General features: G+C 67.3%; 11 protein-coding genes. 4 read left to right on the forward strand and 7 right to left on the reverse strand.

Annotated elements, in window-relative coordinates; all coding sequences use genetic code 11:
* Nucleotides 1-235 precede the first annotated feature (235 nt).
* Nucleotides 236-1,597 (reverse strand): formimidoylglutamate deiminase, encoded by a 1,362-nt coding sequence (locus tag BOO69_RS11740; RefSeq protein WP_071972334.1) that lies wholly within the window; start codon nt 1,595-1,597, stop codon nt 236-238.
* 81 nt (nt 1,598-1,678) lie between these two features.
* On the opposite strand from BOO69_RS11740, the gene hutI reads away from it, so the two are divergent.
* Genes hutI through hutU form a run of 4 tightly spaced genes read left to right on the forward strand, consistent with a single transcriptional unit; the run spans nt 1,679 to nt 6,880 of the window.
* Nucleotides 1,679-2,887, forward strand: coding sequence for an imidazolonepropionase (hutI, locus tag BOO69_RS11745; RefSeq protein ID WP_071972335.1), 1,209 nt, complete (start codon nt 1,679-1,681; stop codon nt 2,885-2,887).
* Nucleotides 2,884-4,422 (forward strand): histidine ammonia-lyase, encoded by a 1,539-nt coding sequence (gene hutH / locus BOO69_RS11750; RefSeq protein ID WP_071972336.1) that lies wholly within the window; start codon nt 2,884-2,886, stop codon nt 4,420-4,422. The genes hutI and hutH overlap by 4 nt, the downstream gene beginning before the upstream one ends.
* Entirely contained in the window at nt 4,419-5,219 is an 801-nt protein-coding gene (gene hutG / locus BOO69_RS11755) for an N-formylglutamate deformylase (RefSeq protein WP_071972337.1), read from the forward strand. Before hutH ends, hutG begins: the two co-directional genes overlap by 4 nt.
* Complete coding sequence (gene hutU, locus BOO69_RS11760) at nt 5,216-6,880, forward strand: urocanate hydratase (RefSeq protein ID WP_071972338.1); 1,665 nt, start codon at nt 5,216-5,218, stop codon at nt 6,878-6,880. Before hutG ends, hutU begins: the two co-directional genes overlap by 4 nt.
* Before the next feature lie 15 nt (nt 6,881-6,895).
* On the opposite strand, the gene BOO69_RS11765 is transcribed toward hutU, so the two are convergent.
* The 6 genes from BOO69_RS11765 to BOO69_RS11790 form a co-directional block, all read right to left on the reverse strand.
* Complete coding sequence (locus tag BOO69_RS11765) at nt 6,896-7,585, reverse strand: GntR family transcriptional regulator (RefSeq protein WP_071972339.1); 690 nt, start codon at nt 7,583-7,585, stop codon at nt 6,896-6,898.
* A gap of 148 nt (nt 7,586-7,733) precedes the next feature.
* A complete protein-coding gene (locus BOO69_RS11770; RefSeq protein WP_071972340.1) occupies nt 7,734-9,203 on the reverse strand; it encodes a mannitol dehydrogenase family protein in 1,470 nt (489 codons plus the stop codon).
* A 1-nt stretch (nt 9,204) separates the two neighbouring features.
* A complete protein-coding gene (locus BOO69_RS11775) occupies nt 9,205-9,978 on the reverse strand; it encodes an L-iditol 2-dehydrogenase (protein ID WP_071972341.1) in 774 nt (257 codons plus the stop codon).
* Complete coding sequence (locus BOO69_RS11780) at nt 9,975-10,979, reverse strand: ABC transporter ATP-binding protein (protein WP_071972342.1); 1,005 nt, start codon at nt 10,977-10,979, stop codon at nt 9,975-9,977. The genes BOO69_RS11775 and BOO69_RS11780 overlap by 4 nt, the downstream gene beginning before the upstream one ends.
* 12 nt (nt 10,980-10,991) lie before the next feature.
* Entirely contained in the window at nt 10,992-11,822 is an 831-nt protein-coding gene (locus BOO69_RS11785) for a carbohydrate ABC transporter permease (RefSeq protein WP_071972343.1), read from the reverse strand.
* 13 nt (nt 11,823-11,835) lie between these two features.
* Nucleotides 11,836-12,702, reverse strand: coding sequence for a carbohydrate ABC transporter permease (locus BOO69_RS11790; RefSeq protein ID WP_071972344.1), 867 nt, complete (start codon nt 12,700-12,702; stop codon nt 11,836-11,838).
* Between the last annotated feature and the right edge of the window lie 90 nt (nt 12,703-12,792).

Here is a 12,792-nt window from a genome sequence, read left to right on the forward strand (position 1 = left end):
ACCCGTTCTGCGCCAGGCCTTGTCGCGCCTTCAGCAATATTGATCGCGGATAGCGGCACCTGCCCCTCCAGCTCAATCCGGTTTTCAGTCGATGCCCGCGAAGCACCGGACCTGTCCTTCGTACCTGACTCACCCGCGCCAGAACCAGTCCCGTGGCGAAGTTTGGGAAAATTTACTGTCGAAGCGGATCCCCACGGCCCCAACCGGGGAGGCACCCGCGGCCCACGCCCTGCGGCTAGTCCGACATCAGCGACGACAGGGCCTTGCGGTAGGCGGCGAAAACGCTGTCCCGGCGGGGGTGCCGCCCCCCGGTCACGACGTGCCGACCGGCTGACCAGACATCCGTCACCACCCCGTCCCGTGCTGCAAAGACCAGCCCGTCCAGCACCTTGTCGCGCGGCAGGCCGCAGAGCGCGGGCGTCTGGCTGTCGATGGCGACCACATCGGCGAGCCGACCGGGCGCGATTTCCCCCGCGTCGCGGTCCAGTGCGCGCGCGCCGCCCCGCGCGGCCGCGGCATAGAGAAACGCGCCCACGGATCCTTCTCCCGGGATCATCACGTTGCGGCGGGTATCGCGCAGCCTCTGGGAATATTCCAGCGTGCGCAGTTCCTCGGTCAGCGAGATGTTGACGTTGGAATCCGACCCGATCCCGAACCGCCCGCCGGCGGCGACATAGTCCGGACCGTTGAAGGGACCGTCGCCAAGGTTCGCCTCGGTGATGGGACACAGGCCCGCGACGGCCCCCGAACGGGCCATGTCCCGCGTCTCCGCCCGTGTCATGTGGGTGGCATGGATCAGGCACCAGCGGGCATCGACGGGCTGGTTGTCCAGCAGCCACGCGACGGGGCGCGCACCCAGCCAGCCTTCGATGTCGCTCACCTCGCGCGGCTGTTCGGCGATGTGGATGTGGATCGGTCCCTGCCCGTGCGCCGCCACCACCCGCCCGAGGTCGGCAGGCGTGGTCGCGCGCAGCGAATGGGGCGCGATCCCGATGCGGGCGTCGGGCGGCAGGTCGCGCAGGGCGGCGGCCGCACGCCCGGTCAGCCGGGCGAAACGGTCGACGTCATTGCCGAACCGGCGCTGCCCCTCGGACAGCGGCGCCTCCCCCGCCCCGCCGTAAGTATAGAGCACCGGCAGATGGGTCAGCCCGATCCCCGTTTCCGAGGCTGCCGCGAAGATCCGTTCGGACAGTTCCGCGATGTTGTCATAGGGCACGCCACCCGGCTGGTGATGGACATAGTGAAACTCGCCCACGCTGGCGAAGCCCGCCTCCAGCATCTCGACCTGCACCTGCGCGGCGATGGCCTCGATCTGCTCGGGCGTCATGCGGTCCATGAAGCGGTACATCAGCGCGCGCCATGTCCAGAAGCTGTCCTGCCCCGCCTGCCGGTACTCGGTCATGCCGGCCATGGCCCTCTGAAACGCATGGCTGTGCAGATTGCCCAGCGCAGGCAGCAGCGTGTCCACCCGCGTGTCCTCCGCGACGGGGGGCGCGCCCTCCTCGACGCCCTCGATGATCCCGTCCTTCAGCGTCAGCCTGACATCGGTTTTCCAGCCGTCGGCCAGCAAGGCCTGCCCCGCGTGTATCATGATCATATATCCGCGCTTAATAATTTTATGTATAGACATATAAAGGCACGGGCGATAAGAGGAAAGCGTTATTTGGAGGGATGCACGATGACGGACGCCGCGCTGTTGCTGACCCATCTCAACGCCGCCACGCTTTGCGGCAGTGTGCCTTACGGCCTGGTCGAGGACGCGGCCATCGTGGTCCGGGACGGCCGGATCGCGTGGATCGGGCGGCGGGCCGATCTGCCGCGCGAACACGCCGGCATGAAGGCACGCGACATGGGCGGCCGGCTGGTCACGCCGGGCCTGATCGACTGCCACACGCACATCGTCCACGGTGGTGACCGCGCTGCGGAGTTCGAGATGCGCCTGAACGGCGCCAGCTACGAAGAGGTCGCGCGCGCGGGCGGCGGCATCGTCTCGACAGTCACCGCGACCCGTGCGGCGGACGAGGAGACCCTGCTGCGCAATGCCCTGCGCCGGGCCGACACCCTGATCGCCGAAGGGGTCACGACGCTGGAGATCAAGTCGGGCTACGGGCTCGACATCGAGACCGAGCTGCGGATGCTGCGCGTGGCCCGCGCGGTCGGGGCCGCCCGCCCGGTGCGGGTCAAGACCTCCTTCCTCGGGGCCCATGCCGTGCCGGCCGATTACAGGGACCGCGCCGACACCTATATCGACGAGGTCTGCATCCCCGCCCTGCGCGCGGCCCATGCCGAGGGGCTGGTCGATGCGGTGGACGGTTTCTGCGAGGGCATCGCCTTTTCTCCCGCGCAGATCGCCCGCGTCTTCGACGTGGCGAAGGAACTGGCCCTCCCGGTCAAGCTGCACGCCGAACAGCTTTCCAATCTCGGCGGGGCGGCGATGGCGGCGGGCTACGGCGCGCTGTCGGCGGATCATGTCGAGTATTTGGACGAACCCGGCGTCGCCGCGATGGCCGAGGCCGGCACCGTCGCCGTGCTGCTTCCGGGGGCCTTCTACACCCTGCGCGAAACGCAGCTGCCGCCGGTACAGACACTGCGCGACCGGGGCGTGCCCATCGCGCTGGCTACCGACGCCAACCCCGGCTCCTCGCCACTCACCTCGCTGCTGCTGGCGATGAACATGGGGTGCACCCTGTTCCGCCTGACGCCCGAAGAGGCGCTGCGCGGGGTCACCGCCAATGCCGCCCGTGCGCTGGGACTGCGGGATGTCGGCACACTCGCCCCGGGACAGCGGGCGGACCTTGCCGTGTGGGATGTCGAACAGCCGGCGGAACTGTCCTATCGCATCGGTTTCAATCCCCTGCACACCCGCATTTTCGGAGGCGCCGCATGACATCCCTCACGCTGACACCCGGCGCCGCGACACTGGGCGACCTCGCCCGTGTCTACCGTGACGAGGCCGCAGTGCGGCTCGATCCCCAGTGCCATGACGCGATCGCCCAAGCGGCGGCGCGGATCGAGGCCGCCGCAAACGGGGAGGACGCGGTCTATGGCGTCAATACCGGCTTCGGCAAGCTGGCCTCCGTCAAGATCGCGGCCTCGGACACGGCGACCCTGCAACGCAACCTGATCCTGTCCCATTGCTGCGGCGTGGGCGATCCGATCCCGCGCCGCCACGCGCGCCTGATGATGGCGCTCAAGCTGCTGTCGCTGGGCCGCGGCGCGTCGGGCGTGCGGATGGCGCTGATCACCCTGCTGGAACAGATGCTGGCGCGCGGCGTGACCCCGGTGATCCCCGTGCAGGGGTCGGTCGGCGCTTCGGGCGACCTCGCGCCGCTGGCGCATATGGCCGCCGTGATGATGGGCCACGCCGAGGCCGAGTTCGAGGGCGAGACCCTGCCGGGTGCCGAGGCACTGGCGCGCGCGGGGCTGGAGCCGGTCGAACTGGGCGCCAAGGAAGGGCTGGCGCTGATCAACGGCACGCAGTTTTCCACCGCTTTCGCCCTCGCGGGGCTGTTCGATGCCTGGGCCGCGATGCAGTCCGCGCTGGTGACCTCGGCGATGTCGACGGATGCGATCATGAGATCGACCGCGCCGCTGCAACCGGAAATCCACGCCCTGCGCGGCCATGCCGGCCAGATCGAGGCGGCGGCGACCATGCGCGCGCTGCTGGACAACTCCGAGATCCGCGAAAGCCACCGGATCGGCGATACCCGCGTGCAGGATCCCTACTGCATCCGCTGCCAGCCGCAGGTCACGGGCGCGGCGATGGACATGCTGCGCATGGCGGGCCGCACGCTGGAGATCGAGGCGAACGCCGCCACCGACAACCCGCTGGTGCTGAGCGAGGCGGGGCTGATCGTCTCGGGCGGGAATTTCCATGCGGAGCCGGTGGGATTCGCCGCCGACATGATCGCGCTGGCCGTGGCCGAGATCGGGGCCATCGCGCAGCGCCGCATCGCGCTGATCGTGGACCCGACGCTGAGCTTCGACCTGCCCCCCTTCCTCACGCCGAACCCCGGCCTGAATTCGGGCCTGATGATCGCCGAGGTCACGACCGCCGCACTGATGAGCGAGAACAAGCACCTCGCCAATCCCTGCGTCACCGATTCCACCCCGACCTCCGCCAACCAGGAGGATCACGTCAGCATGGCCGCCCACGGCGCCGTGCGGCTGGGACGGATGGTGGCGAACCTGCAACGGATACTCGGGGTCGAACTGCTCTGCGCCGCGCAGGGCATCGAGTTCCGCGCGCCGCTCAGGACCAGCGCGCCGCTTGCCGCCGTGCTGGAGCGCCTGCGCCGGTCCGTGCCCGCGTTGGCCGAAGACCGCTACATGGCGCCCGACCTCGAACGCGCGGCGGAGATGGTGCGCGACGGTGTGCTATGCGAGGTTGCGCAGGTCGCCATGCCGGAACTGGGCGCATGACCCCCGTCGAGGTCACACGCGGCACCGGGCCTGTCGTCCTCGGCCTGCCCCATACCGGCGTCTGGCTGCCCGACGACATCATGGCCCGGCTGAACGACCGGGGCCGCGGGCTGAGCGATACGGACTGGCACATTCACCGGCTCTACGACGGGCTGCTGGAGGGCGTGACCACGGTGCGCGCGACCTTCCACCGCTACGTGATAGACGCCAACCGCGACCCGTCGGGGCATAGCCTCTACCCAGGGCAGAACACCACCGGGTTGGTGCCGCTGACCGACTTCGACGGCGAGCCGGTCTGGCAGGAAGCTCCCACTTCGGAGGAGATCGAGGCGCGGCGGGAGGCCTTTCACGAGCCTTACCACGCCGCGCTGGCGGCCGAGCTCGACCGCGTGCGCGACAGTCACGGCGTGGCGATCCTATACGACTGCCACTCGATCCGCAGCCGCATCCCCTACCTCTTTGACGGCGTCCTGCCGGACTTCAACATCGGCACGAACGGCGGCACGACCTGCGATCCCGCCGTCGAGGCCGCCGTCAAGGCGATCTGCGACCGGGCCGAGGGCTATACCACCGTGCTCAACGGCCGCTTCAAGGGCGGCTGGACGACGCGGCACTATGGCCGCCCCGACGCAGGGCTGCACGCGATCCAGATGGAACTGGCCCAGTCGACCCACCTCGTCCGGGAAAAGGCCCCTTGGGAATTCGACCCGGCCAAGACCGACCGCCTGCGCGGCCATCTTGCGGACATCCTGACCACACTGGCCGATCTGGCCCCGACCCTTGGAGGCAACCGATGACCAACCCCCGCCACAACATCCGCGACGTCTATCCCGACACCGGGCCCGAGATCACCGCGAAAAGCTGGCTGACCGAGGCGCCGATGCGGATGCTGATGAACAACCTGCACCCCGACGTGGCCGAGAATCCGCACGAGCTGGTGGTCTATGGCGGCATCGGCCGGGCGGCGCGGACGTGGCAGGATTTCGACACCATTGTCGCCAGCCTCAAGACGCTGGAAGAGGACGAGACCCTGCTGGTGCAATCCGGCAAGCCGGTCGGCGTCTTCCGCACCCACAAGGATGCGCCGCGCGTGCTGATCGCCAACTCCAACCTCGTGCCGCACTGGGCCACGTGGAAGCATTTCAACGAGCTGGACCGCAAGGGTCTCGCCATGTACGGCCAGATGACCGCCGGTTCGTGGATCTACATCGGGTCGCAAGGGATCGTGCAGGGGACGTATGAGACCTTTGTCGAGGCCGGGCGCCAGCACTACGACGGGAGCCTCAAGGGCCGCTGGATCCTGACCGGGGGCCTTGGCGGGATGGGCGGCGCGCAGCCGCTGGCCGCGGTGATGGCGGGCGCCTGCTGCCTTGCCGTGGAATGCGACGAGACGCGCGCCGACTTCCGCCTGCGCACCCGCTATGTCGACGAGAAGACCCATTCGATCGACGAGGCGCTCGAGATGATCGACCGCTGGACCAAGGCGGGCGAGGCCAAGTCGGTCGCGCTGATCGGCAACGCGGCCGATGTCTTTCCCGAACTGGTCAGGCGCGGCGTGCGGCCCGACATCGTGACCGACCAGACCTCGGCCCATGACCCGGTCCACGGCTACCTGCCGCAGGGCTGGAGCGTGGCCGAATGGCGGGCAAAGCAGGAAAGCGACCCGGACGCGGTCGAAAAGGCCGCGCGCGCGTCGATGAAGGTCCACGTGGCGGCGATGGTGGACTTCTGGAACGCCGGTGTGCCGACGCTCGATTACGGCAACAACATCCGGCAGGTCGCGCTGGAGGAAGGGCTGGAGAACGCCTTTGCCTTCCCGGGTTTCGTGCCCGCCTACATCCGTCCGCTGTTCTGCCGCGGGATCGGGCCGTTCCGCTGGTGCGCGCTGTCGGGCGATCCCGAGGACATCTACAAGACCGACGCCAAGGTGAAGGAACTGGTGGACGATCCGCACCTGCACAACTGGCTCGACATGGCGCGCGCGCGGATCAGCTTTCAGGGTCTGCCGGCGCGGATATGCTGGGTGGGTCTGGGCGTGCGGCACAAGCTGGGGCTGGCGTTCAACGAGATGGTGCGCAACGGCGAGCTGAAGGCGCCGGTGGTGATCGGGCGCGATCACCTCGATTCAGGCTCCGTCGCGTCGCCCAACCGCGAGACCGAAGCGATGAAGGACGGATCCGACGCCGTGTCGGACTGGCCGCTGCTGAACGCGCTTCTGAACACGGCGAGCGGTGCGACCTGGGTCTCGTTGCACCACGGCGGCGGCGTGGGCATGGGTTTTTCCCAGCATTCCGGCATGGTGATCTGCTGCGACGGGACCGAAGACGCCGACCGGCGCCTCGCCCGCGTGCTGTGGAACGATCCGGCCACCGGTGTGATGCGCCACGCCGACGCAGGCTACGAGATCGCGAGGGATTGCGCGCAGGAACATGGGCTCAACCTGCCGGGCATCCTCTGACCACTGCGCGGCGGCTCAGTATCGGGTGGTGATGCGATGCCCCTGCCGGTGGGTCAGACGCACCAGCGTGATCGGCCCATCCGGCAGCCATGTCGTGCGCTCGGTGCGGAAGAGCGCGGTGCCGGGGGCACAGTCGAGGTGATCCGCCAGATCCTGATCCGCTTCGATGGCCATGAAGCTGATTTCAGCGTTGGAAAATGGCACTTCCGCCAGCAGCCATTCGTTCGGCCCGCTGGTCGCGAAGCTGGCCCTGAGGACGCCGGGGACCACCTCGGGATTGATCCAGCGATCCTCGTGCTGGTAGGGCACGCCGTCGGCCCAGTGCATGCAGACCACGTGCACGATCTTCTGCCCGCGCCGCAGGGATAGCCGGGCGCGCAGCCAGTCAGGGACATCCTGCTTGCGATGCTGGATCAGGCTGTAGCGATAGTCGGCGCCCTGCGCTTCGATCTCCTCGCGCACGACGGGAATGGCAAAGCGCGCCTGCCGGATAGGGGCGCTGCGGACGCGGGTGCCCGCCTTGCGCTTGCGCTCGACGATGCCCTCCTCTGCCAGTTCCCGCATCGCGCGGTTCACCGTCGCCCGCGCACAGCCGTACCGGGCTGCCAGATCCGTTTCGTTCGGCAGAAGGCTGCCGGGCGGCATCACGCCCTGCGCGATCTGGTCCAGCAAGTCGGCCTTCACATCCTTGAACGTCACGGTCATCGGTCCGGCCCTTTCCCTTGCGGGCCAGTCCACGGGCAAGGGCCGGGGCCATCCCGCAGCGGGCCGCTGCCGAATAAAGGCATACATAAGCCGTTATGTACAGACAACAGCGATGATCCGGGACGCCCCCCGGGCGGGAATGGGGCGATCAGGCTCTGCCGCAATAGGCCTTCAACGCGGCACGCGTGCCGTCGGCCCAGATCATGCCCAGCCAGTGATCGAAGCGCGCGGCGAATTCCGGCGCCTGCCCGAGGTCGCCGTAGATGCCCGACATTTCGAGCCATGCGGACGGGCGGTGCCGGGCCGCCTGCGCGGTGGTGGTCAGCCGGTCCCAGATCGGGTCGTTCGGTTCGATGACACTGCCGTCTTCCCGCGTGCCTTCGCACATCCGCGCCCAGCACGCCTCCACCAGCGCGAGCCCGTCCAGCGGCAACCCGGCCTCCAGTGCCTTGCGAACCAGCGGCAGCACGAAACCGGTGTGGCGCGCGCTGCCGTCAAAGGCGACGCGACGGGTGGTATCCTCGATCCGGGGATTGGAGAAGCGCCGGTCGATCAGGTCGACGTAGGCCTCGGGCGTCATGTCCGGCACGGGTCGTACATGGGGCACGATCTCTGCCAGCGCCACCTTGCGGAACAGCGCCCCGACGTCCGGGTCGCCCATGCAGGCGGCAATGGTCGGCATCGCAAGCACTTCGCCCGCGTTCGCGATCACCTGGTGCCCGGCGTTCAGGATGCGGATCTTCATCGTCTCGTAGCCGTGAACGTCATCGGTGAACGTGGCCCCGACCCTGTCCCAGTCCGGCCGTCCGGCGCAGAAGGAATCTTCCATTACCCATTGGCGGAAATCTTCGTGACAGACCGGCGCGGCGTCTTCGATGCCAATCGCCCGGGCCTGCGCGATCTGGGCCGGCCCCGTGGCCGGGACGATGGAATCGACCATGGAGTTCGGAAAGGTGCACTGCGCATCGATCCACTCCGCGAGATCCGCGTCCTGCATGCGGGCCAGCCCCACCACCGTCTGGCGCAGGATGTCGCCGTTGCCCTGAAGGTTGTCACAGCTTTGCGCGGTGAAGGGTCCGGTGCCCGCATCCCGGCGCAGCCGCAGGGCTGCGACCATCGCGCCGAAGGCGGTGCGCGGGCTGTCCGGATGCGCCGCATCATGGACGATGTCGGCATGGGACGCGTCGAACGCCTTGGTCACGGGGTCGATGTAATAGCCGCCTTCGGTCACCGTCAGCGCGACGATGCGGATGTCGGGCCGAGCCATGCGGTCGATCAGCGGGCCATGGCCCTCGGCGATGGGGACGTAATCCACCATCGGCCCCACCACCTCGGCGGAAATCGCGTCGGGCGACAGTTCGATCAGCGTGGTCAGGTAGTCCTGCTCGGCCAGACGCAGGCGCATCGCCTCGTCGTAGGGGCGCACGCCCGCGCCGACGATCGCCCAGTCCAGCGCCCTGCCCTGCTGCATCAGACGGTGCAGGTACCACGCCTGGTGCGCCCGGTGAAAATTGCCCACGCCGATATGCAGGATGCCCGGAACAAGCGCCGCGCGGTCGTAGGTCGGACGTGCGATGCCCTCTGGCAATTGCGCCAGTGTCGCGTCGGATAGTTTCATGTCAGCTCATCCATTGGCCGCCGTCGACATTGTATGTCTGGGCGACGATGTAATCGGCCTCGGCAGAGGCGAGGAAAACGGCCATGCCGGTCAGGTCGTCGGCGCGCCCCATGCGGCCATAGGGCACCGCCTGCCCGACTTCGCGTTTCTTCTGGCCCGGTGCCTTGCCCTCGTACTTCGCAAAGAAAGCGTCGACGCCGTCCCAGTGTTCGCCGTCCACCACCCCGGGGGCGATGGCGTTCACGTTGATGCCATGTTCGATCAGGTTCAGCCCCGCGGATTGCGTGAGGCTGATGACCGCCGCCTTGGTCGCGCAATAGACCGCCACCAGAGCTTCGCCTCGGCGGCCCGCCTGGCTGGCGATGTTGATGATCTTGCCGCCGCCGCCCTGCGCGATCATCTGCCGGGCCACCGCCTGCAGGGTGAAAAGGCACCCCGAGACATTGATGTCGAAGGCGCGCTGGTAGTCCTCGCGCGTGATCTCGGCAATCGGCGCCGCCGTGAAGACCGCCGCGTTGTTGACCAGTATGTCGATGCGCCCGAAACGGTCGACCGCCTGGGCCACGCCCGCGTCGATGCTGGCCTGGTCGGCCACGTCCATGACCACGGCGCAGGCGTTTTCGCCCATCGCCGTGGCCGCCTGCTCTGCCCGTTGCCTGTCGATATCCGCGATCACGACCTGCGCCCCCTCGCGCAGGTAGGCCTGCCCAAAGGCATGCCCGATCCCGCGTGCCCCGCCGGTGATGAGCGCTGTCTTGCCTGCCAGACGGTTCATGCGATGCGCAGCCCGGCCTTGTCGAAGCGGTGGATCTCGCCGGTGCGGGGCGACAGATGAATGGTATCGCCGTAACCGAGGCTCACGTCGCCGATGGACCGCACGGTGATGGTTTCGGCCAACCCCGTCCCGTGGACGTGGAAGAACGTGTCGGATCCGAGGTGTTCGGCCACGCCGACGGTGCCTTGCCACGTGCCGCCGCTTTCGACCACGTCGATATGCTCGGGGCGGATGCCGATCGTATGGGCGTCATGCTTGGCCGCTTCCTCGCCGGTGATCAGGTTCATCCGCGGCGAGCCGATGAACCCCGCGACGAAGGTGTTGCGCGGCGTCCGGTAGAGTTCGAGCGGGCTGCCCACCTGTTCGATGTTGCCGGCCTGAAGAACCACGATCTTGTCGGCCATGGTCATCGCTTCGACCTGATCGTGAGTGACATAGATCATCGTCGTGGCCAGCTTCTTGTGCAGTTCGGAAATTTCCATCCGCATCCCCACCCGCAGGGCGGCATCGAGGTTCGACAGCGGCTCATCGAAGAGGAAGGCCGCCGGTTCGCGCACGATGGCGCGCCCGATGGCGACCCTCTGGCGCTGACCGCCGGAAAGCTGGCCGGGGCGGCGGTCGATGTAATCCGTCAGGTTCAGCACCTGCGCCGCCGCCGCCACCCGGCGGTCGATCTCGTCCTGGGGCATCTTGGCCATCTTGAGCGGGAACGCGATGTTCTTGCGCACGGACATGTGCGGATAGAGCGCGTAGGACTGGAACACCATGGCAAGCCCGCGCTTGGCCGGGACCACGTCCGTCGCGTCGCGGCCGTCGATCTCGATATGGCCCGTGGTGATGTCCTCAAGCCCGGCGATCAGCCGCAGCAGGGTGGACTTGCCGCAGCCCGAAGGGCCGACGAACACGGTGAATTCACCGTCGCGTATCGTCAGGTCCAGCGGCGGAATGACCTGCACGTCGCCAAAGGATTTCGTGACCTGCTTGAGTTCGATTTGTCCCATCTGTGCGGTTCCCTATTTCACGGCGCCGAAGGTCAGGCCCCGGACGAGTTGTTTCTGGCTGAACCAGCCGAGGATGAGGATCGGCGCGATCGCCATGGTGGATGCGGCGCTGAGCTTGGCATAGAACAGCCCTTCGGGGCTGGAATAGCTGGCGATGAAGGCGGTCAGCGGGGCGGCCTGAGCCGCGGTGAGGTTCAGCGTCCAGAACGCCTCGTTCCATGCCAGAATGAAGTTCAGCAGCAGGGTGGAGGCGATGCCGGGCACGGCCATCGGGGTCAGCACGTGGAGGATTTCCTCCTTGAGGGTGGCCCCATCCATCCGCGCGGCTTCGAGGATCTCGCCCGGTATCTCGCGGAAGTAGGTGTAGAGCATCCAGACGATGATGGGCAGGTTGATGAGCATGAGCACGACGGTCAGCCCCAGCACGCTGTCGAGCAGCCCCATCCGGATGAACAGCAGGTAGATCGGATAGAGGACGCCCACAGCCGGGAGCATCTTGGTCGACAGCATCCAGAGCAGGATGTCCTTGGTCCGGCGCGAGGGCACGAAGGCCATGGACCACGCCGCCGGCACGGCCACGATGATGCCGAGGACGGTGGAGCCGCCTGCAATGATGATGGAGTTCCACAGGAAGCGGGCATAGTTCGACCGTTCCATCACCGTCGAATAGTTCTCGGTCGTCCAGTCGAAGAACAGGAAGAGCGGCGGATCGTTGATCGCCTGCGCCTCCGTCTTGAAGCTGGTGAGGATCGTCCAGAGGATCGGGAAGAAGATCAGCAGCCCGATGATCCAGGCAGCGGTGGTGTTGATCGTCTTGCGACGCGTGGTGACGGAGCGTGCCATGTGTCGTCCTCCCTCAGGTGTCCAGGTTCTTGCCGACGATGCGCATCAGGAAGATGGCGACGATGTTGGCGAGGATGATGGCATAGACGCCGCCCGCCGACCCCAGGCCGATGTTCTGGCTTTCCAGCACGCGCTGGAAGATCAGGTAGGACAACGTGCGGGTGCCGAAGGCGCCGCCGGTGGTGACGAAGATCTCGGCGAAGATCGCCAGAAGGAAGATCGTCTGGATCAGCAGCACGATGGTGATCGCGCGGGACAGGTGCGGGAGGGTGATGTGGAAGAAGCGCGCGAGCGGCGAAGCGCCGTCCATTTCCGCGGCCTCGAGCTGTTCGCTGTCCAGCGACTGGATCGCCGTCAGCAGGATGAGCGTGGCAAAGGGCAGCCATTGCCAGCTGACGATCAGGATGATCGAGGGTGTCGCCGCATCGGACAACCAGCTGACCGGATCGGCGCCGAAAAAGCGCCACAGGTGTGCAAACAGTCCGTTGGTCGGGTCCATGAAGATGTTCTTCCAGACCAGCGCCGAGACCGTGGGCATGACGAAGAAGGGCGCGATGACAAGGATCCGGACGATCCCCTGCCCCCACATCGGCTGATCGAGAAGGATCGCCAGCAGGACGCCGAAAACGATGGTGATGGCCAGGACCCCCGCCACGATGACGAGCGTGGTCGTGACCGCGGGCCAGAACGAACTGGACGTGACGAACCGCACGTAGTTGTCGAAACCGGTCCACCCCTGATCGCCGCCACGCAGCGGCAGGTAGGTCCGGAACGAGAACCACAGCGTCATCGTGAGCGGCACCAGCATCCAGCCCAGAAGCAGGATCACCGCGGGGGCCATCATCAACCTGGCGGCGGAACGCGAAGCCTTGGTCGCCATCGGGATGTCTCCTTCGTGGACGGACGCCCGCCGGGCCTCCGCAATTAGGGCTTGGTGAAGGTGGTGTGACCGTTGTCCACGGGACGGCGG

The sequence above is a fragment of the Sulfitobacter alexandrii genome, assembly GCF_001886735.1.
Taxonomy (GTDB): Bacteria; Pseudomonadota; Alphaproteobacteria; order Rhodobacterales; family Rhodobacteraceae; genus Sulfitobacter; species Sulfitobacter alexandrii.